This is a genomic window from Neomegalonema sp., assembly GCF_028688855.1.
GTDB lineage: Bacteria > Pseudomonadota > Alphaproteobacteria > Rhodobacterales > Rhodobacteraceae > Neomegalonema.
On sequence record NZ_JAQTXI010000011.1, the window covers coordinates 54,557 to 73,997 of the forward strand.

Annotated in this window: 20 protein-coding genes; 10 read left to right on the forward strand and 10 right to left on the reverse strand. The window is 69.6% G+C overall.

All coding sequences use genetic code 11. The annotated features are described in order from the left end of the window. Window positions 1–56: 56 nt before the first annotated feature. The 3 genes from ccmA to PHN62_RS10030 all read left to right on the forward strand — a co-directional run bounded on the left by ccmA (window position 57) and on the right by PHN62_RS10030 (window position 3,053). On the forward strand, window positions 57–728 hold the full coding sequence (ccmA, locus tag PHN62_RS10020) for a heme ABC exporter ATP-binding protein CcmA (protein ID WP_300149863.1): 672 nt from the start codon (window positions 57–59) through the stop codon (window positions 726–728). A gap of 54 nt (window positions 729–782) precedes the next feature. Beyond that, complete coding sequence (ccmB, locus tag PHN62_RS10025) at window positions 783–1,439, forward strand: heme exporter protein CcmB (protein WP_300150002.1); 657 nt, start codon at window positions 783–785, stop codon at window positions 1,437–1,439. 69 nt (window positions 1,440–1,508) lie between these two features. Then, complete coding sequence (locus PHN62_RS10030) at window positions 1,509–3,053, forward strand: isoprenylcysteine carboxylmethyltransferase family protein (RefSeq protein WP_300149866.1); 1,545 nt, start codon at window positions 1,509–1,511, stop codon at window positions 3,051–3,053. 378 nt (window positions 3,054–3,431) lie between these two features. Here PHN62_RS10030 and PHN62_RS10035 read toward each other — a convergent pair whose 3' ends face one another. Next, window positions 3,432–4,124, reverse strand: a complete 693-nt coding sequence (locus tag PHN62_RS10035) for a TadE/TadG family type IV pilus assembly protein (protein ID WP_300149868.1) — start codon at window positions 4,122–4,124, stop codon at window positions 3,432–3,434. A gap of 149 nt (window positions 4,125–4,273) precedes the next feature. Further along, the gene (locus tag PHN62_RS10040) at window positions 4,274–4,840 is read right to left on the reverse strand and encodes a TadE/TadG family type IV pilus assembly protein (RefSeq protein ID WP_300149871.1); all 567 of its coding nucleotides are present in this window, start codon (window positions 4,838–4,840) and stop codon (window positions 4,274–4,276) included. 274 nt (window positions 4,841–5,114) lie between these two features. On the opposite strand from PHN62_RS10040, the gene trmB reads away from it, so the two are divergent. Continuing rightward, window positions 5,115–5,891, forward strand: a complete 777-nt coding sequence (trmB, locus tag PHN62_RS10045) for a tRNA (guanosine(46)-N7)-methyltransferase TrmB (RefSeq protein WP_300149874.1) — start codon at window positions 5,115–5,117, stop codon at window positions 5,889–5,891. A 90-nt stretch (window positions 5,892–5,981) separates the two neighbouring features. On the opposite strand, the gene PHN62_RS10050 is transcribed toward trmB, so the two are convergent. Together PHN62_RS10050 and PHN62_RS10055 are read right to left on the reverse strand one after the other, a co-directional pair. Continuing rightward, window positions 5,982–7,823 carry a TRAP transporter large permease subunit gene (locus PHN62_RS10050; protein ID WP_300149877.1) on the reverse strand — a complete coding sequence of 614 codons (1,842 nt, stop codon included), beginning with the start codon at window positions 7,821–7,823 and terminating at the stop codon, window positions 5,982–5,984. A 21-nt stretch (window positions 7,824–7,844) separates the two neighbouring features. Continuing rightward, window positions 7,845–8,447 (reverse strand): TRAP transporter small permease subunit, encoded by a 603-nt coding sequence (locus PHN62_RS10055; RefSeq protein WP_300149880.1) that lies wholly within the window; start codon window positions 8,445–8,447, stop codon window positions 7,845–7,847. A gap of 262 nt (window positions 8,448–8,709) precedes the next feature. Between PHN62_RS10055 and PHN62_RS10060 the strand changes: the two genes are divergently transcribed. Next, the gene (locus tag PHN62_RS10060; protein WP_300149882.1) at window positions 8,710–9,795 is read left to right on the forward strand and encodes a TRAP transporter substrate-binding protein; all 1,086 of its coding nucleotides are present in this window, start codon (window positions 8,710–8,712) and stop codon (window positions 9,793–9,795) included. A 62-nt stretch (window positions 9,796–9,857) separates the two neighbouring features. Here the strand turns inward: PHN62_RS10060 and PHN62_RS10065 are convergent, their stop codons facing one another. The 3 genes from PHN62_RS10065 to rplM all read right to left on the reverse strand — a co-directional run bounded on the left by PHN62_RS10065 (window position 9,858) and on the right by rplM (window position 11,848). Next, entirely contained in the window at window positions 9,858–10,691 is an 834-nt protein-coding gene (locus PHN62_RS10065) for a glutamate racemase (RefSeq protein WP_300149885.1), read from the reverse strand. A 198-nt stretch (window positions 10,692–10,889) separates the two neighbouring features. Further along, complete coding sequence (gene rpsI, locus PHN62_RS10070; RefSeq protein WP_300149888.1) at window positions 10,890–11,381, reverse strand: 30S ribosomal protein S9; 492 nt, start codon at window positions 11,379–11,381, stop codon at window positions 10,890–10,892. A 2-nt stretch (window positions 11,382–11,383) separates the two neighbouring features. Continuing rightward, a complete protein-coding gene (gene rplM / locus PHN62_RS10075) occupies window positions 11,384–11,848 on the reverse strand; it encodes a 50S ribosomal protein L13 (RefSeq protein WP_300149891.1) in 465 nt (154 codons plus the stop codon). A gap of 358 nt (window positions 11,849–12,206) precedes the next feature. On the opposite strand from rplM, the gene PHN62_RS10080 reads away from it, so the two are divergent. Beyond that, a complete protein-coding gene (locus tag PHN62_RS10080; protein ID WP_300149893.1) occupies window positions 12,207–13,430 on the forward strand; it encodes a hypothetical protein in 1,224 nt (407 codons plus the stop codon). Further along, a complete protein-coding gene (locus PHN62_RS10085; protein WP_300149895.1) occupies window positions 13,427–14,197 on the forward strand; it encodes a class I SAM-dependent methyltransferase in 771 nt (256 codons plus the stop codon). The genes PHN62_RS10080 and PHN62_RS10085 overlap by 4 nt, the downstream gene beginning before the upstream one ends. A 48-nt stretch (window positions 14,198–14,245) precedes the next feature. Here PHN62_RS10085 and PHN62_RS10090 read toward each other — a convergent pair whose 3' ends face one another. Together PHN62_RS10090 and meaB are read right to left on the reverse strand one after the other, a co-directional pair. Further along, window positions 14,246–14,656, reverse strand: coding sequence for a hypothetical protein (locus PHN62_RS10090; protein ID WP_300149897.1), 411 nt, complete (start codon window positions 14,654–14,656; stop codon window positions 14,246–14,248). Window positions 14,657–14,808: 152 nt separating this feature from the next. Next, window positions 14,809–15,843: a methylmalonyl Co-A mutase-associated GTPase MeaB gene (gene meaB, locus PHN62_RS10095; protein ID WP_300149899.1), complete on the reverse strand. Its 1,035-nt coding sequence runs from the start codon at window positions 15,841–15,843 to the stop codon at window positions 14,809–14,811. A 79-nt stretch (window positions 15,844–15,922) separates the two neighbouring features. On the opposite strand from meaB, the gene PHN62_RS10100 reads away from it, so the two are divergent. From PHN62_RS10100 to PHN62_RS10110, 3 genes are all read left to right on the forward strand, one after another. Further along, a complete protein-coding gene (locus PHN62_RS10100) occupies window positions 15,923–16,738 on the forward strand; it encodes a DUF3108 domain-containing protein (RefSeq protein WP_300149902.1) in 816 nt (271 codons plus the stop codon). A 26-nt stretch (window positions 16,739–16,764) separates the two neighbouring features. Then, entirely contained in the window at window positions 16,765–17,094 is a 330-nt protein-coding gene (locus tag PHN62_RS10105; protein ID WP_300149905.1) for a DUF1491 family protein, read from the forward strand. A gap of 177 nt (window positions 17,095–17,271) precedes the next feature. Beyond that, window positions 17,272–18,477 (forward strand): DUF937 domain-containing protein, encoded by a 1,206-nt coding sequence (locus tag PHN62_RS10110; RefSeq protein ID WP_300149907.1) that lies wholly within the window; start codon window positions 17,272–17,274, stop codon window positions 18,475–18,477. 97 nt (window positions 18,478–18,574) lie between these two features. Here the strand turns inward: PHN62_RS10110 and PHN62_RS10115 are convergent, their stop codons facing one another. After that, window positions 18,575–19,396 carry a transglutaminase family protein gene (locus tag PHN62_RS10115; RefSeq protein ID WP_300149910.1) on the reverse strand — a complete coding sequence of 274 codons (822 nt, stop codon included), beginning with the start codon at window positions 19,394–19,396 and terminating at the stop codon, window positions 18,575–18,577. Between the last annotated feature and the right edge of the window lie 45 nt (window positions 19,397–19,441).

Sequence of the window (19,441 nt, forward strand, 5' to 3'; positions counted from 1 at the left end):
GAAGCGCCTCCGCGGATCTCTGGTCCGCGGAGGTTTCCTTTGCGCGGAGGGCGTCTGTGGAGGGAGCGGAGAGGTCGGCCCTGATCGAGGTCGAGGCGCTGGAGATCCGCCGCGCCGGACGCCGCGTGGTGAGCGGCGCGAGCCTGAGGCTCGGGGCGGGCGAGGCCGCGATTCTGCGCGGGCCCAACGGCGTGGGGAAATCGACGCTGCTGCGGGCTCTGGCGGGGCTTTGCCCCATCGCGGGCGGCGTCGCGCGGATCGGCGGCCATGACCTGCGCGAGACTCCCGCCGCCGCTCAGGCGGCTCTGGCCTATGCGGGGCATCTCGATTCCCTGAAGCTCCCGGAGACGCCGCTGGAGGCGCTGCGATTCCACGCCGATCTGCTCGGCGGAGACCGCGCCCGCATCCCCGAGGCCTTGCGGGCCTTTCATCTCGACAGCCTGGCGGAGGCTCCGGCGCGGCATCTCTCGGCGGGGCAGAGGCGGCGTCTGGGTCTGGCGCGGCTGCTCCTGACGGATCGTCCGGTCTGGCTGCTCGACGAGCCGACCACGGCGCTCGACGCGGCCTCGACGGCGGCGCTCGTGGAGGCCATGAAGGGACATCTGGCGCGGGGCGGCGCGATTCTCGCGGCGACTCATCTGGATCTGGGGCTGTCCGGCGCGCGGAGCTTCGAGCTGACGCCGGGGCCTTCCGGGTCTCCCGAAGCGGCGGAGGCCGAATCCTGGTGAGGCCGAATCCCGGCGAGGCCGAATCCTGACGAAGGTGGAAACATGATGCGGGCTCTGGGCGCCGTGCTGCGGCGGGATCTGGCTCTGGCGTTGCGGTCGGGCGGGGGGGCGGGTCTGGGCGTGGCCTTCTATCTGATCTTCGTGACTCTGGCGCCTCTGGGGATCGGTCCGGATCCTGCGGCTCTGGCGCGGGTGGCGCCGGGACTGGTCTGGCTGGGGGCCCTGCTGGCGGCTCTGCTGACGCTGGAGCGCATCTTCCAGCCCGACGTCGAGGACGGAACGCTGGATCATCTGGCCCTGGCGCCTGCGCCTCTGGAGGCGACGGTCTTCGTCAAGGCCTTCGCGCACTGGCTGACGACGGGCGCGCCTTTCCTGCTCGTGGCGCCTCTGGCGGGGCTTCTGCTGCGGCTGCCCGCCGAGGCGACGCCGACGCTCGTGCTCTCCATGCTGGCGGGAGGGCCCGCCTTGTCCTTCATCGGCTCCATCGGGGCGGCCCTGACGGCGGGCCTCAAGCGGGGGGGCTTGCTGACCAGCCTTCTGGTGCTGCCGCTTTACGTGCCCACGCTGATCTTCGGGGCTCTGGCGGTGGAGGCGGCGGTCCTCGGGACGGATCCCTGGCCCATGCTGGCCATCGGCGCCGCGATCAGCCTGGGCTCGATGGCTCTGGCGCCGGTTGCGGCGGCGGCGGCCCTGAGGCTCAACCTCTCCTGAGGCCTTAACGCTCTGTTTCTGACCTGGGCCGTACAAGAGCCGGAACAGCTTCCGGTTTTCGAGGGCTTCATGTCCATTCCCCTGACGCGCCCCGCCTCCGTGGTGTCGCAGCGCATCCAGATCTTCGCGGTCGGCTGCTTTCTGGCGACGGCGGTCTGGCTGCGCGGCTCCGACATGGAGTCGCTGCCCGCCGCCTTCCTGCTCTGCGCGAGCTACGCGCTGCCCGTGGCCCTGCTCGAACGCTGGCGCATGAGGCCTCATCGCTCGCCCTCGGCGGGCCTCGACTGGGATTCGCCGCCGCGTCCGGCGAACTGGGGCCGCATCGCCGTCAAGCTCTTCGGCTTCTGGGCCACCCTCGCGATCATCGCCTTGCTCTACCGGCTCTTTCCGCAATACGCCGCCGGGATGTACAAGCCCTTCTTCGCGGCGGTCTCGGCGCTGATCCTGCCTCTGGCGGCGGTCTCGCCCTTCTACGTCTGGATGCTCGACGGGCGGATGCGTCAGCCCGAAGACGGGACATGGGCCTTCGGCGCGCTGCTGCTCGGGCGGCCGGGCGTGGATCCCGAGAAGATCCGGCAATACGCCCTCGGCTGGCTGGTGAAGGGCTTCTTCCTGCCGCTGATGTTCTCGGGGCTGCATGACAATCTCGTGGGTCTGCGCGGCCGGCCGCCCATCGAGAACCTCGATCTGCTCGGGCTGCACTTCCTGATCTACGACTATCTGCTGCTGATCGACGTGGGCTGCATCGTGGTGGGCTACGCCCTGACGCTGCGCCTCATCGATTCGCACATCCGCTCCGCCGAGCCCACCGCTCAGGGCTGGTTCTGGACGCTGGTCTGCTATCCGCCCTTCTGGAACGCGGTCGGGCCGGAATATCTGGCCTATCGCACCGAATCCGACTGGCGGCTGCTCTTCGCGGGCCATCCGGTGCTGCTCGGGATCTGTTCGGCGCTGATTCTCGGGCTGATGGGAATCTACGCCTGGGCTTCGGTGTCCTTCGGGCTGCGCTTCTCGAACCTCACCCATCGCGGGATCGTCACCAACGGGCCTTACCGCTACAGCCGTCATCCGGCCTACGTCAGCAAGAACCTGAGCTGGTGGGTCGAGACCCTGCCTTTCCTCACGCCCTTTCTGATGGGCGCGCGCTACGGCGTCTGGCGGGGCTACTGGCTTCCGGCGGCGGCGCGCTGTCTGCGTCTGCTGGGGGTGAACCTCATCTACGCCATCCGCGCCTGGAGCGAGGAGCGTCATCTGTCGCGCGATCCGGTCTATGTGCGCTATGCGCTCTGGGTGGAGCGCCATGGCGCGCTTTCCTGGCTGACGCGCCTCTTCCCGATCCTGCGCTATCGTCCGCCGGAGGGCTGGGAGCCCGAGCCGCCTCCGGCGGGTCCCGAGGGCGCCGACCGCGCCCGGCGCGCGCCCGACGGACTCCAGCCTTCGGAGGAGGCCTCCGCCGAGAGCCGCGCGGATACGATCTGGCTCCATGAGGCCGCCCGCGCCGAAGGACGCTCGGGGGAGTCCGCCCGGGCCTCCGGGGGAGCTTCCGGCGAGGCCCCCGCCCGCGAGGAGGCGCAGGAGGCGCGTCGTCAGGGCGGCGGAGATCCTTCGGCCTGAAGCCCGGGCCTTCCTCCCCCCACCATGGGATCTCCATGGGATTTCGCGGCGCTCTCCGACCCCCTTGCGGGCGAGGAGGGCGCCTTTTTCCTGTCCGCCCGGCGGCCCGGGTCCCCGTCCGGGGCTTGTCCGGGGCTTGTCCGGGGGGGGGCGCCGGGGCCATGGCCTCCGCCTCCGCGAGGGCGTCCGGGCCCCCCTGCGCGCCGCGCCGGAGGCCGAGCGCGAGCCCCGGGCCGGAGCCTCCACGAAAAGGAACCCCGACGCAGGGCGCGCCGGGGTTCGAGGAAGTCGCAGCCTGGAGCCTCTTGCGGCCAGGTCGGGTCGGGTCGTCCTGAGGCTCCGGAGCCGCCTTGTCCGGGCGCGATCCCGGCGGAGGGCTTAGCCCTCCATCAGCAGGCCGGTTTCGCAGGTCTTCTGCGGATTGGACTCCACGCCCTCGAAATAGAGCCGACGCGCGATGCGGGGCTGATAGGTGACGTATTTCTTCATGTGCCGGACCGAGGAGCCCGCCAGCAGGCCGCCCATCACCAGACCGCTTTTCGGCTCGTAGGTGAATTCGCCGCGCACGATGATCACGCTGTCTCCGGGAGGCAGGGCCATGCCCGCCAGAAGATGGCTCAGATCGGTCGAGTTGAGGCGGGTGGCGACCGGATATTGCCCCGTCTGCCCGAGATAGGAAGCGGAGTTCGCCTGAGCCCCGTCCCATCCCCGGCTCCAGGAGACGACGTAGATCGGCGTCGTGGGCGCCCCCGCCTGATAGCAGGCCACCGCCGAGATCACCTGAAACTTCAGGCTGGCGTTCCCGTAGGGAGCCATGACCGTCGGCGAACTGCCCACGATCTCGCCGAAGCTCGCGTTGGTCAGGGTGCGCTCCTGGGTCAGCACGTTGCCGACCGAGGCCGTGGTGGCGTTCAGGCGGCCGCTCGCCCAGATGAGATGCGTCACCTCGGTCGAGCCGAGCAGAAGCAGCACCAGCAGCGGCGAGAGAAGCGCGAACTCCAGCGCGGCGATGCCGCGGCGGCTTCGGCGGAAACGGCGCAAGAGCCTGAGGTCTGGGCGTTTGATGGGCATGGTCTCTGCTCTCGGACGGCTGCGGGGCGGGGGCGGCGGGCGGGTCTCCTGGAGCCTTGTCCGATCCTGCCGGATCGTCCGGGGGCTCCCAGGTCTCGTAAGGTCGCATTCTCGCGACGCGAAGCCTTCCGGCTCCGCCGGACGACGCTCTAGCTTGCGCAGGGGGTCTCGGAGTTGAAGGGCTCGTTCTTGAAGATCTGGGTCGCCTGCATGTACATGTGCTGCGAGCCAGAAGATCCGCCGCCGCCTCCCGATCCCCCCGAATCCGCGCCCAGAAGAGCGCCCAGATAGGGGAAGAAGACGCGGTGCTTCTGGATCGCCCGCACGCCCATCCGGTCGCCGCCGACGCCCGGTTCGTAGGCGTTGCTGGCCTGATCGAAGGAGACGTTCTGCCGCGCCAGAAGATCCGGGAGGGGCATCACCAGGATGCGCACCTTCCCGGTGCAGGAAGGCGAGTCGTGGATGCCCAGATAGGAGCAGAACAGATCGCGCACCTCCTCCTGAGGCGCGCATCTGCCCTCGCCGGTCTCGACGAAGCGCACGATCTTCTGCGTCGAGGTCTGGAGCCGGGAGTTGTTCATGTGCGCGACCGAAACCTCGACCACGCCGAGGATCAGCGCCAGAAGCGGGCCGATGATGAAGGCGAACTCCACCGCCGTCGCGCCGCGGCGACGCAACAGGAAAGAGCGGATGGTGGAATGCGGAAGTCTGGGCATCGACTCGCCTCGGATTAGCGCGGGATATGGCATCCTCCGCGCCCGGCTTTAGAAATTCGCTAAAAAACATGGTTTTCGACGCCTGACGTCCTGGAGCCCGCTCTTGCGTCCGGGCCGCAGGCGGCGTATGGGGCCCTCCCGGAGCCGGAGACGGACGCCCGCCGACCGGGGGAGTCCTCCGGCCACCGGGCGCGGTCCGGCTTTCCGGAGCGCGCCGATCCGAAGAAGGCGGCGTCCGGGTCCGGGGCGCGGCCGATCCAGGAGCCGCCCGTCCATGACCGCGACAGAATCCGGTTCTCCGCCGTCCGGGGGCCTCGAAGCCGATCCGGCGGCCAGGCCTTTCCGCAATCTCTACGGCCGACGCAAGGGGCGTCCTCTGCGCGCCGGGCAGCAGAGCCGCATGAGCGAGGATCTGCCCCGCCTCTCGCTGCCGGGCTTCGAGCCGGAGGCGATCTCGGCGGGCGGATCTCCCGTCGCGCCGCCGCCGCCGCTGGATCCGGCGGCGCTCTTTCCCGAAGCGAGATCCCTGCGCATGGAGATCGGCTTCGGCGGAGGCGAGCATCTCGTGGCCTGCGCCCTCGCGGAGCCGGAGGTGGGATTCATCGGCTGCGAGCATTTCGCGCAAGGAGTCGCCAAGCTTCTGGCGGATCTCGCGCGGCGCGGCGGCGCGGAGAATCTGCGGCTCGCGGCCGGAGACGCCCGCGCCGTGCTCGACGCCCTGCCGGAGGCCTCTCTGGAGCGGATCTATCTGCTCTATCCCGATCCCTGGCCCAAGCGGCGCCATGAGGAGCGGCGCTTCGTCTCGGAGGCCAATCTCGACGCCATGGCGCGCGTCCTCGAGCCGGGCGGAGAACTGCGCCTCGCGACCGACATCGTCGACTACGCGTCGCGCAGCCTGAAGATGCTGGAGGGGCGCAAGGATTTCGCCGTCCATCCCGACACGCGCGCCGACTGGTCGCGCCCCTGGGAGAACTGGCCCGGCACGCGCTACGAAGCCAAGGCCAAGGCCGCCGGACGCCCGCAGCATTATCTGATCTTCACGCGGCTCTGAGCCCCTCGAAAAGGAACAAGAACAAGAAGAAAGAAAAAACCCGCCTCGTCGGAGGCGGGTCTTCCTTTCTCCATATCCTCGCAAGGGGGCTCAATCGAGGTTGGGCGTCCCGAAATCGAGGCCGGGCATCTCGAAATCCATCGAGGGCGCGAGATTGTCGAGCTGCTGCTGCATGGCCGCCTCGTCGAGCTGGGTCTGGCCGCTCTTGTAGTGCATCACCAGGCCGGGGAAGATGCAGATGATCGCGACCATCACCAGCTGGATCAGCACGTAGGGCGCCGCGCCCCAGAGAATCTGCGGCGTGGTGACCGGCGCCATGCGCTTGCCCGTGACGCGATCCGTATATTCCTTCTTCGGCGCCACCGACCTCAGGAAGAACAGCGCGAAGCCGAAGGGCGGATGCAGGAAGCTCGTCTGCATGTTCACCGAGAGGATCACCCCGAGCCAGATCAGATCGATGCCCAGAGCGTTGGCCGCCGGAACCAGAAGCGGCACGATGATGAAGGCCAGCTCGAAATAATCGAGGAAGAAGGCCAGGAAGAAGATCATCAGGTTCACGACGATCAGGAAGCCCACCACGCCGCCCGGCACCGAGGTCAGAAGCTCCTCGACCCAGTGATGCCCGTTCACGCCGTAGAAGGTCAGCGAGAAGACGCGCGCGCCGATCAGGATGAACATCACGAAGGCCGAAAGCTTGGCCGTCGAATAGAGCGCCTGCCTGACGATCTCGTAGTTCAGGCGGCGCGGATTCCTGTCCGCCAGCCGCTTGAGCCCCGCGAGCAGAAGCGCGCCCATGGCGCCCATGGCGCCGCCCTCGGTGGGCGTGGCCACGCCGAGGAAGATCGTCCCCAGCACGAGGAAGATCAGGAACAGCGGCGGCGCCATCACGAAGGTCACGCGCTGCGCGATCGCCGAGAGGAAACGCTTGCCGGTCGCCTTCTCCAGCAGCCAGTTCGCGAGCGCCACGACGGAGGCGAAGACCATCGCCGCCAGAAGCCCCAGGATCACGTGATCCGCGATGGAGAGCCCGCGGCCGCTGGTGGCCATCCAGCCGACCGCCGCCGCGAGGGCGTAGAGAATCCCCAGCGAGCGCAATCCGCGTCCGCCGTCGGGCTCGCGAAAGCCGATGGCCTCGGGAGGCAGGCCCGGCAGCATCGCGGGCCGGAACATCGACACGAAGAAGATGAAGAGGGTGTAGAAGCCCACCAGACACATGGCCGGCAGAAAGGCGCCGGCGTACATGTCGCCCACCGAACGCCCGAGCTGGTCGGCCATCACGATCAGCACCAGCGAAGGCGGAATGATCTGCGCCAGAGTGCCCGAAGCCGCGATCACGCCCGAGGCCACCCTCCGGTCATAGCCGTAGCGCAGCATGATCGGCAGCGAGATCAGCCCCATCGAGATCACCGAGGCCGCCACCACGCCGGTCGTCGCGGCGAGCAGCGCCCCCACGAAGATCACCGCATAGGCGAGCCCGCCCCGCACCGAGCCGAAGACCTGGCCCAGCGTGTCGAGCAGATCCTCCGCCATGCCCGAGCGCTCGAGGATCATGCCCATGAAGGTGAAGAAGGGCACCGCCAGAAGCACTTCGTTCGTCATCACCCCGCCGTAGCTGCGGTTGGGCAGGGCGTTGAAGAAGTTGGGCGTGAACAGCCCCAGCTCCATGCCGATGAAGCCGAAGATCAGGCCGTTCGCCGCCAGGGAGAAGGCCGCCGGATAGCCCATCAGCAGGACGATGATGAGCGAGCCGAACATGATCGGCGCCATGTTGTGGATGAACCAGCCCGTGAAGCCCGGTTCCGTGGCCGCCTCGGCGCTCCCGAAGAGAAGCCCCCAGACGAAGACCATCGCCATGGCCAGAGCCGTCGAAACCACCCACCCGAACAAGCCGCGTCCGAGCGTGGTCTTCTTGCGCATGCCGCGCGTTTCCATGATGTTTTCTCCGCGACGGCGTCAGGGGCGGGCGGGAGAGGCCTCGTCGGCCTCGTCGACGATGATGGCGGCCTTGAGCCTCTCGACCTCGGCTTCGGCGGCGTCCGCCGCGAGGACCGGATCCTCCATGCGCCCGTTGAGGATCGCCAGCCGCTTGATCAGCTCCGAGATCGCCTGAAGCAGAAGCAGCGTGAAGGCGACGGGCATCAGAAGCTTGATCGGCCATTGCGGCAGGCCGCCCGCCGCGAAGGACTGCTCGTTCGTGGCGATGGAGGCCCGGGCGAAGGGAACGGAGGTCCAGATCATGATCAGACAGAAGGGGATCAGCACGAAGGCGTGGCCGATCACGTCGATCCAGTCGCGCGTCCGCTTGCTGAAGCGGTTCGACAAGACGTCGATGCGCACATGTTCGTTGTCCCTCAGCGTCCAGCTCGCGCACAAGAGGAACACCGCGCTGAAGAGCATCCACTGAGCATCCAGCCAGACGTTGGACGACGTGTTCAGCGTCTTGCGGATGATGGCGTTTCCGGCCGAGATGGCGGTGGCCGCCAGCAGGAGCCAGGCCGCCTTGCGGCCGATCCAGCCGTTGACGGAATCGATGGCGCGCGAAAGAGAAAGAAACATTCCCGACCTCCCCTGAAAGGGTGTTCGCGTCTTCTTCCAGACGTCTTGGGCGGTGGTTATGAACGCTCGCGCGGCGATGCGCAATGCGCGGCGTGAGGCCCGGGAGCTTTCCCCTGTCGTAAGACCTGTCGCAAGAAGAGCGTGAAAGCGCTTGCGTTCCACGGTTTTCTCCCCGAGATTCCGCCCTCGAAGGCAGCGCAGGAAGCCAGGGCCGCGCCCGGAGCCTCCCGCGCTCAGAAACGTCTCAGGGAGAGATCCGCCGATGAAACGTCGTCAATTCCTGCAGGGCGCGGGCGTCGGGCTCGCCGCCTCCGCGCTGGCCGCGCCGGCCCTCGCGCAGACCATGCCCGAGCTGCGCTGGCGCCTGACCTCCAGCTTCCCGAAATCCCTCGACATCATCTACGGCGGCGCCGAGCTCTTCGCGAAGGCCCTTTCCGACATCACCGACGGCAAGTTCCAGGTGCAGCTCTTCGCGGCGGGCGAGATCGTCAACGCCTTCCAGGCCGCCGACGCCGTCGGCGACGGCACCGTGGAGCTGGCCCACACCTGCTCCTATTACTATTTCGGCAAGGATCCGACCTTCGCGGCGGGCACCGCCCTGCCTTTCGGTCTGAACGCCCGTCAGCAGTCGGCCTGGTACACCCAGCGCGGCGGCAACGACCTGCTGAACAAGCTCTATCACAACTACAATCTGGTGGGTCTGCCCTGCGGCAACACCGGCACCCAGATGGGCGGATGGTTCCGCAAGGAGTTCAAGTCCCTCGACGACTTCAAGGGCGTGAAGATGCGCATCGCGGGCCTCGCGGGACAGGTGATGTCCAAGCTCGGCGTGGTGCCCCAGCAGATCGCGGGCGGCGACATCTACTCCTCGCTGGAGCGCGGCACCATCGACGGCGCCGAATGGGTCGGGCCCTATGACGACGAGAAGCTCGGCTTCGTGAAGGTCGCGCCCTATTACTACTATCCCGGCTGGTGGGAGGGCGGCGCGACGCTGCATCTCTTCGTCAACAAGGGCAAGTGGGACGAGCTGCCCAAGATCTATCAGAGCGCCATCCGCGCCGCCGCCGCCGAGGCCGACCGCGACACCCTCGCGCGGTACGACGCCTCCAATCCGGCGGCTCTGCGCAGCCTGATCGCCGCCGGCGCCCAGCTGCGCCCCTACACCAACGAGATGCTCGAAGCGGCCTTCAAGGCCGCCAAGGAGGTCTACGCCGAGACCGGCGCCCAGAACGCCCTGTTCAAGGAGGTCCATGATTCGATCATGGAGTTCAAGAACGAGCAGTATCTCTGGTCGCAGCTCGCCGAGTTCAACTTCGACCGCTTCCAGATCGCCAATCGCGGCAAGTGACCGGCTGAAGGCGCGCCGCGCAGCTCGGGGCCCCCCGTCGCAGGACGGGGGGCTTCTTGCGTTCAGGCCCTGCCGAAAGCGAGGGGAAGACCGAAGAAGCGGTTGGCCGTCGCCGAGACATGGGCCGGGTCGCCGGTGGTCAGCAGCTTCGGCGCGCGCCAGCGGTCGGAATCGAGATAGGCCGGATGACGCGCCAGCCAGGAATCGAGGCTCGCCGCCGTGATGGCCGGTTGCGCGAAGATCCGCGTCCCGGCGGGCAGGGCCGCGCGGAAGGCCGCCTCAGCCAGAGGATAATGCGTGCAGGCCAGAACCGCCGCGTCCGGAGAGGGCATCCGCCGGAGCGCCTGCTCCACGCAGAGCCGCGCCACCTCGTCGGCCTTCGCCCAGTCGCCCGCCTCCAGGGCGTCCACGAGGCCGGGGCAGGGCTCTGAGGCCACCCGCAGATCCGAGGCCCGGTTGGCGGCCTCGCGCTCGAAGGCGCCGCTGGCCACCGTGGCGGGCGTGGCGAAGAGCGCCACCTCCAGAGGCCCCACCGGATGCGGCGCGGGCGGACGCGGATCCGCCCAGTCCCGACCGGTCAGCGCCTCGACCATCGGGACCAGGACGCCCAGCACCCGCCGTTCCGGCGCCCTCTGCGGAAGCCACTCCTGCTGCAGCCGCCGCAAGGCCGCCGCCGAAGCCGTGTTGCAGGCGAGGACCACCGCCTGACAGCCCTCCTCGAAGAGCCGCTCCACGCCCGCGCAGGTCAGGCGGTAGATCTCTTCGGGCGGACGCACGCCGTAAGGGGCGTTGGCGTTGTCGCCGAGATAGACGAAAGGCCGCCAGGGCGCGGCCTCGGTCAGGGCGCGCAGCACCGTCAGGCCGCCAAGGCCGGAATCGAAGACGCCGATGGGCATGGAGAATCTCCGTGAAGGCGGGAGGCCGCAGCATAAGGCGTTTCGCAGCCCTCTGACGACAGGCCGCCTCCCGAAGACGAGGCGAGGAAGCCTTTTGCGCTCGTCGTGAAGAGGCTCCGCCCCCGCGTCGGCCATGAAAAAACCCGCCCCCGGAAGGGGCGGGCTCGATTCTGGAAGCCTGAAGGCTCCGGAAGCGGATCAGCGCTTCGAGAACTGGAAGCTGCGGCGAGCCTTGGCGCGGCCGAACTTCTTGCGCTCGACGGCGCGCGAGTCGCGGGTGAGGAACCCGGCCTTCTTCAGCGAAGGACGAAGCTCCGGCTCCTGCAGCGACAGCGCATGCGAAAGCCCGTGCTTCACCGCGCCCGCCTGACCCGAAAGGCCGCCGCCGGCCACCGTGGCCATGACGTCGAAGCGGCCCACCACGCCGGCGATCTGGAAGGCCTGGTTGACCACCATCTGCAGCACGGGGCGCGCGAAATACTGCTCGACCGGCTTGCCGTTGACCGTGATCTTGCCCGAACCGGGCTTCACCCAGACGCGGGCCACGGCGTTCTTGCGGCGGCCGGTGGCGTAGGAGCGGCCGAGGGCGTCCTTGACCGGCTCGCGCTTCGGCGCGGCGACGGCCTCGGCGACCGGAGCGCCGCCGACGGCTTCCCGGAGGGCGTCCAGCGATTTGATCTCGTCAACCATGATCAGCCGTTCCTCGTGTTCTTCGGATTCAGCGAGGCCACGTCGAGCACGACGGGCTGCTGGGCGACCTGCTTGTGCTCGGCGCCGGTGTAGACGCGCAGATTCGACATCTGCTGACGACCCAGCGGGCCGCGCGGAACCATGCGGCGGATGGCGTTCTCGACGACGCGGTCGCCCTTGCCCGAGTCGAAATACTGACGGGGCGAACGCTCCTTGATGCCGCCGGGGAAGCCGGTGTGCCAGTAGAAGCGGTTGTCGTCGCGCTTGCGTCCGGTCAGCTGCACCTTGTCGGCGTTGATGACGATGACGTTGTCGCCGCAATCCATGTGCGGCGTGAAGCTCGGCTTGTTCTTGCCGCGCAGGATGTTGGCGACGATCGTGGCGAGGCGGCCCAGAACCACGCCTTCGGCGTCGATCAGGATCCACTTCTTCTCGATGTCGGAAGGCGTAGCGGAAAAGGTTTTCATCTCTGGGTCCCGATGTCGGGAAGCCTCCCGACGATTGGCGAAACAGGGACGGGGCGCTCGCGCGCCCCGGTTGGCGGGCAATATAGCCGCGCGCGAAAAGGCGTCAAGCGGATCTTTCGACGCAACGTCGTGGAAAACCACGCAATATCAGATGGTTGTGAATCTGGTATCCGGATACCTCAGGACAAGCCCCCGCCGGAGCGTCCTTTCGGGGCCTCGGGGCGCGGGGAGGGCTCCGGCCGCGAGGGCGGCGCGAGAAGGGCGCGAGTCGGGACAGGGGGGGTGAAATCCTGGCGGACGGGCTCTATCTTGCGGAGAAGCCCCGCCTTTCCTCTTGTCCCTCAGGGAGGCTTCCGCCATGGCCGCCGCGCGTCCGCCCCCGTTCTCCGCGATCCTGCTGTTCTGCGCGTTCTGTCTTCCCGATTCCGCCGGAGCGCGCGCCTCCGAGGCGGCTGCGGCGTCTTTCGCGCCCGAGCCGCCGCTCTCCTTCCAGAGCGCGGAGGAGCCTCTGGAATCCCGGGTCCGGCTGACGCTCGCCGCCGAGGCGGAGCCCGCCTTCTTCCGCATCCTGCTGGACGCCGCCAAGGCCGAACTCCGCCGCGCCCGCGAGGAATCCGAGGAAGCCCACGCCGTGGCGCTCAACGACGGATCGGCCTTCGAACGCTGGAGCCTCGAGATCCAGGACGAGACCCGACTCGTCGAGGCGCGGGCGCTGAGCCTCCTGCGGCGCGTCACCGCCTATGACGGCCGCGAGATCCGCGCGCGGCTCGAGACCTTCGCCTTCGACCGCGGACAGGGGCGGCTCCTGACTCTGGGCGACCTCTTCGGCGCGGAGGAGGGCGAGGATCCCGAGGAGGCTCCGGCGGCCATGGCGCTCCTGCGGGCGGCGGCGCTGGAGCGTCTGGCGCCGCTCAAGGCGGAGCGTCTGCGCATTCCGGAGGCCGAAGCCCGCGCGGCGCTCGAAGCGGCCTGGCCCGAGGACGCGCGCAAGCCGAGGCTCTTCAGCCTCGCGCCCTCCGACGCGCCGGGGGCCGTCGGCGGGATCTCGCTGCATTTCGGCCCGCACGACCTCGGCGCGGGCGAGGAGGGCGAATATGAGGCGCTCATCCCTCAGGAGATCTTCCGCGACCTCCTCGCCGAGGACTGGCGCGACGCCTTCGCGGGGGCGCCGCTCGCCCTGACGCGGCTCCAGAGCGACGAGGGACGCAGCGGCGCGATCTTCGGCCTGACCCCGGGCGAAGCCGTCTCGGCGCCCCTGACCCTGCGCGGAGAAGCGCCGCGCGCCTTCTTCGCCGGAGCGGGGGCGGTCGTCACCCTGACCCCCGAGCATGGCGGCCTGACCATCGCGCGGGCGGTGGCGCAGCCTCTGGGCGAGACGCCGCCCTCCGGCGCGGTGGAGGAGGGCGCGCCCTTCGAGGTCGTGCTGAAGGCCTTCCGCGAAACCCGACCCGGCGCGCCCCTGATCCTGAGGATCAGCTCGGGCGCCGATCCCGAAGACGAGCGCAGCCCGGACCGCATGAGCCTCCGCCTGACGGCGGGCGCCGCGACCGAAACCGCCAGAGACGAGGAGCCCACTCCATGACGCGCCCCATGACGCGCACGCATGACGAACAGGTGCGGGATCAGTTCGGACCCCGGGCGGCGGCCTATGTCGCCAGCGCGGTCCACGCCCAAGGGGCGGATCTCGACCGCCTGGAGGAGATCGCCAGAGCGGCCGCGCCGCGTCGGGCGCTGGATCTCGGGACGGGCGGCGGACATGCGGCCTACCGGCTGGCGCCTCATGCGGCGGAGGTCGTCGTCTGCGACCTCTCGGAGGCCATGACCGCCGCCGTGCTGGAGACGGGACGGTCCAGGGGCTGCCTCAATCTCTCGGCGCAGGTCGCCCGCGCGGAGGCCCTGCCCTTCGCCGACGGAGAATTCGATTTCCTCGCGACGCGCTTTTCGGCCCATCACTGGGGAGACTTCGAGGCGGGGCTCCGCGAGGCGCGGCGGGTTCTCGCGCCGGGCGGCCGGGCGGTCTTCATCGACGTCTCGGCGCCGGAGGCCGAGGCGGCCGACACCCATCTGCAGGCCGTGGAGCTTCTGCGCGATCCCTCGCATGTCCGCGACCATCGCCCGAGCTTCTGGCTCGCCGCCCTGGAGCGGGCGGGATTCCGGACCCTCGCCCTGAACCGCGATTCCCTGCGTCTGGAGTTCGGATCCTGGACGGCGCGGATGAAGACTCCCGCCGTGCAGGTCGAGGCGATCCGCGCGCTTCAGCGGGGACTCGCCGCCGAGACCGCCGCGCGCTTCGCCCTGGAGCCCGACGGCTCCTTCACGGTGGACCGCGTCTTCATCGAAGCGGAATGAGGAGGCCCCGGAGCCTCGTCCGGCCGCGCCTCCGCGACGCGGAGATCTCTAGTCGTCCTGCCAGGGCTTGCCGTCCAGGGCCCGGCGCAGCCCGCGCAGCGCCGTGAAGAAGACGTAGCCCTGAGCCCCCAGCCAGATCAGCAGCGCCACCGGAATGCCGATGGCCGTGATCGCGAAGAGCCAGCCCACGCCCCAGGCGATCAGCCAGCGCCAGAAGGTCTGCTCCGCGCCCTCGACATGCTGGCCCGCCATGAGCCCCCGGGTCTCGTCGCGCAGGCCATAGGCGTCGCGCGCCCCGAGGAAGCCGAGCGGCGGCAGGAAGGTCGCCGCCACCAGCCAGCCCCACATGCGCACCACCCGGTCCGCCACCGGAGGACGGCCCGGCGGCTTGACTCCCGAAAGGCGGCGGAAGGTCCTGATGCTGTCTTCGAGGTCCGACTTCAGCGTATGTTGCGGCATGGGGCGGGAGTCCTCCGGCTGGGGATCTCCTCGATATGGCCCCCGCGCGAGGCGAGTCAATGCGCGCTCGGCCTCGCGCAAGGAGTTCTGCGCGCGCCTGGTCCGTTTCTCCAGACGCCGCGTCAGACGGCGCAGCTTCTTCGGGGAGATCTTCAGGAGAAGAGCCCCTCCAGAGCCTCTTCCGCCGCGACGTCCGGCGTCAGGCGACCCGAAGCCACCTCCGCCTCCAGCCGCGCCAGACGCGTCCGCCTCTCGGGATCGGCGGAGAAGCCCGCCATCAGCCCCCGCCGGATCTCGTCGCGCATCCAGACCAGCCCCTGACGCCCCCGGCGCTGGTCGCGATGCCCATGCTCGCGCCGCCAGCCGTCGAGTTCGGCCACCGCCGCCCAGAGCTCGGCCACGCCCTGCTCCTCAAGGGCCGACAGCGCGAGGGCCTTGGGGAATCCGGGCGCGTCGTCCCTCTGGCGGCGCATGAGCCGCAGGGCGCCGGCGTAATCGGCGCGGGTGCGCTGGGCCGCCGCCTTGAGGTCTCCGTCGGCCTTGTTCACCGCGACCAGATCCGCCAGCTCCATGATGCCCCGCTTGACGCCCTGAAGCTCGTCGCCCCCCGCCGGAGCCAGCAGCAGAAGGAAGACGTCGGTCATGTCCGCGACCATGGTCTCCGATTGCCCGACGCCCACCGTCTCGACGATCACCACGTCATGGCCCGCCGCCTCGCAGAGCAGGATGGCCTCGCGCGAGCGCCGCCCCACGCCGCCCAGCTCTCCGCTGGAGGGCGAAGGCCGGATGAAGGCCTGAGGATCCCGCGACAGCCGCTCCATGCGGGTCTTGTCGCCGAGGATCGAGCCGCCCGAACGGCTGGAGGAAGGGTCCACCGTCAGCACAGCGACCTTGTGGCCGCGCCCCGTCAGGAAGCCGCCCAGGGATTCGATGAAGGTGGACTTGCCCACGCCCGGCACGCCCGTCAGCCCGAGCCGCAGCGCGCCGCCCGTCCGGGGCGCGATCAGCGTCAGCAGCGCGCGCGCCGCGCGGCGATGGTCGGCGCGGGTGGACTCGACCAGAGTCACCGCCCGCGCCAGAGCGCGCCGCTCTCCGGCCTGCAGACGCGCCGCCAGATCCAGGATCTCCGCGGAGGGGGCCGAAGGAAGGGGGTCCGCCCTGTCGACACGGGCGCTTTGTGGGTTCATCGTAACCACCTGTTCACCACGGCGCGACAGATTGGGGCGGCGCCGAACTCGGGAAGGAACGCGTCCTGTGGAGATCAGCATGTGGCCCAAGCGGCGCCGCGCCGCAACCGCTTTTCGCGTCTGGCTGGGAGTCGGCGCGGTTCTGGCCTCCGCCGGGAGCGCGGAGGCGAGCGAAAAGGGCGCTGCGGTCGTCGGGCCCGGAGACGCCAGCCTCGAAGCGGTCTATGACTTCCACATCGGCGGGCTCTCCATCGGCGAGGCGGTGCTGAGGGTGCAGACCACTCCCGAGACCTACGCCGGAGAAGCCCGCATGCAGCCGCGCGGCATGCTGGAGATGTTCCTCAGCGGCCGCGCCGAGGCTCAGGCCCAGGGCGCCCGCGACGGCCTCGGCGCCTTCGATCCCCATTATTACGAGGCCCGCTTCGAGGGCAAGTCCGACGCCCAGACCCTCGTCATGACCCTCGAAGGCGCCAGCCCCGTCACCCTGACGGTCGAGCCGCCCGAAAAGGAGCCCAATCCCCACGCCGCCCCCTGGCGCGACCAGATCGGCGTGCTGGATCCGGTCTCGGCCATCGTGGCGAGCTTCCTGCCTCTGAGCGCGGGGAACGTCTGCTCGCGCACGATTCCGGTCTTCGACGGCTCGCGGCGCTACGACGTGATGTTCACCGCGCCCGACCCCAAATCCGGAGCCCCCGCGCCGCGCTGGTCGAAGCCCTTGCGCCATTGCATGGGCGTCTACGAGCGCATCGCGGGATTCCCGCCCGAGACCCTGCGCGACGAACGCTATTACGTCTTCGACATCTGGTTCGAGGAGGGGGACGGCCCGCTCTGGCGCCCTGTGCGTCTTGCGGGGCGGACGCGTCTGGGCTACGCCGTAGGGAGCCTGCGGGAGTGACGCCGCAGGAGCTTGAGGAGCGGCCTATGGCGCGGCTGCGCACGGATTTCCGGGTTTCGGCCTATCTGGCGCGGCTGGAGGCGGCGGGCGTCTACGCCTCGCTGATCCGGCGCGGCGATCCTCAGGCGGGCGCGGTGGAGGTGAAGGTGGCCCGTCTGGACGGACGCGCCACGCTCTATACGCGGATCTACGGGCCGGAGGGCGAATCCCTCTGGGAGCCGCTCGGGGGCCTGGACGTCCCGGAGGCCGAAGTGGACGCGCGGATCTCGCGGCGGCTCGGGCAGGACCGCGACCTCTGGACCATCGAGGTCGAAAGCCGCGACGGACGCCATTTCCTCGATTCCGACGCGCCCTGACGGTTCGGCCCGATCCTCCGTCCGGCCGCGCAGGACGGATTGACCATGACCGGACAACTCCCGGCTGTATTTGCGTCGGATCGGGGCGCCGAGTCTTGATTCCCGTCGCCGATCCGCCAAGTCTGGGGCGGCGCGGCCGCGGCGCTGATCAAGGACGGCGGCGGGAGGATCCTGGCGATGAACATGCTCGACTTGCTGCTCGGGGCGCAGAACGGACGCGGCCTCGGCGACGTGGGCCGGCAATTCGGCCTGAGCGAACAACAGACGCTCGACGTCGCGAAGGGGCTGCTTCCCGCGCTCTCGACCGGCTTCAAGCAACAGGCCTCCTCCGCTCAGGGCCTCGAATCCCTGCTCAAGACGCTCGGCGGCGGCGGCGGCTACGACCAGCTCTACGACCGCCCCGAAGCCGTGCCGCCCGCTCAGGCCAAGGCCATGGGCGATTCGGTCCTCGGCGAGATCTTCGGCTCCAAGGAGGTCAGCCGCAACGTCGCGGAGCGCGTGTCGCTCTCTTCGGGCGTGAGCTCGGGCGTCGTGAAGATGCTGCTGCCCATCCTCGCCTCGATGGTGATCGGCGGCATGACCAAGCGCGCCCGCAGCGATTCCGGATCCGGCGGCCTGGGCGGTCTGGTGAACGCGGCCTCGGGCGGCGGCGGACTCGGCGGATTGCTCGGCGGCCTCCTCGGCGGCGGACAGCCTCAGGCGCGGCAGCCCCAGCCCCAGCAGGGCGGCGGACTCGGCGATCTGCTCGGCGGGCTCCTCGGCGGCGGACAGCCCCAGGCGCGCCAGCCTCAGCCTCAGGCCCGTCAGCCGGGGCTCGAAGACCTTCTGGGCGGCCTGCTCGGCGGCGGACAGCCTCAGGGGCGTCAGCAGCCCCAGGCGCAGCAGGGCGGCGGACTCGGCGATCTGCTCGGCGGACTCCTCGGCGGCGGACAGCCCCAGCAGCCCCAGACCCGTCAGGCCCAGCCCCAGCAGCGTCCCCAGCAGGGCGGCGGGCTCGAAGATCTGCTCGGAAGCCTCCTCGGCGGCGGACAGCCCCAGCAGCCCCAGACCCGTCAGGCCCAGCCTCAGCAGCGCCCCCAGCAGGGCGGCGGGCTCGAGGATCTGCTCGGAAGCCTCCTCGGCGGCGGACAGCAGCAGCCTCAGGCTCCGCAGGGCCGCGCGGCCCCCGCCCAGACCGGCGGACAGCAGCGCGCCCCGAACGGCGCCCCCAGCATGGACGACCTGCTCGGCAGCCTGACCGGCGTGCGTCAGGCCCAGACCGGAGCCCGGACCGCCGCGCCCAAGGCTCAGGGCGGGCTGCTCGGGATGCTCGACGCCGACGGAGACGGCAAGATCGACGCCGACGTGCTGGCCCAGATCCTGCGCCAGCAGCAGGGCCGCTGAGGCCTGGCGGCCTCCGCCTGACGGGATTCATGAAGGGAGCGCCTGAAAGGGCGCTCCCTGTCTTGTTTGCGGGGCCCTTCGCGGGATGGGCTCCGCCTCAGGCGGTGATCGTCTCGGGCAGTTCGAAGGTCGTGACCTCGAACTTGCTGAGGAGATGCGGCCCGAAGATCGTGGCGATGGCGACATCCGTGGCGTCGCGGCCGCGGGCCATGACGATGCGTCCGATGCGCGGGACGTTGTGCCGGGCGTCGAAGGTGATCCAGCGCCCGCCCATGTAGACCTCGAACCAGGCGCTGAAGTCCATGGGATCGGGGACCGCCGGAACGCCGATGTCCCCGAGATAGCCCGTGCAGTAGCGCGCCGGGATGTTCATGCAGCGGCACAGCGTGATCGCCAGATGGGCGTAGTCGCGGCAGACGCCGGTCCCCTCGTTGAAGCCCTCCAGAGCGGTGCGGGTGTTGCGGGCGTTCTGGTAGTTGAAGACGATCCGCCGATGGGCGAAGTCGCAGATCGCCCGCACGCGCTCCAGGCCGGGAGGAATATGCCCGAAGAGCGCCCAGGCGTCGCCCATGAGACGGTCCGTCTCGCAATAGCGGCTGCCGAGCAGGAATTGCAGGGTCTCGGGCGGCAGGTCGGCCAGGTCGTGTTGCGGCGCGCTCCAGTCGATGGGGTCGGGAACGCCCGGATCCCGGATCACCGAGGCGCTGCTGAAGCGGATGATCCCCGGAGGAGCCGTCAGCCTCTGGCAGCGGTTGCCGAAGACGTCGTGGTAGCTCGTCATCGGGACGGGCGGATCGGCGCGGATGACCTCCGCGGCTTCGAGATCCTTCTCCCGCCCCGGCGAGACGTTCAGCTGGAGGATCATCGGCGTGGGCGCCTGAACCTTGAAGGCTATGTCGAAGCCCGTCTGAATGCGCATGGCCGCTCCCTTCGTTTCTCCGGCGTCTGCGGATCGGGACGCAGG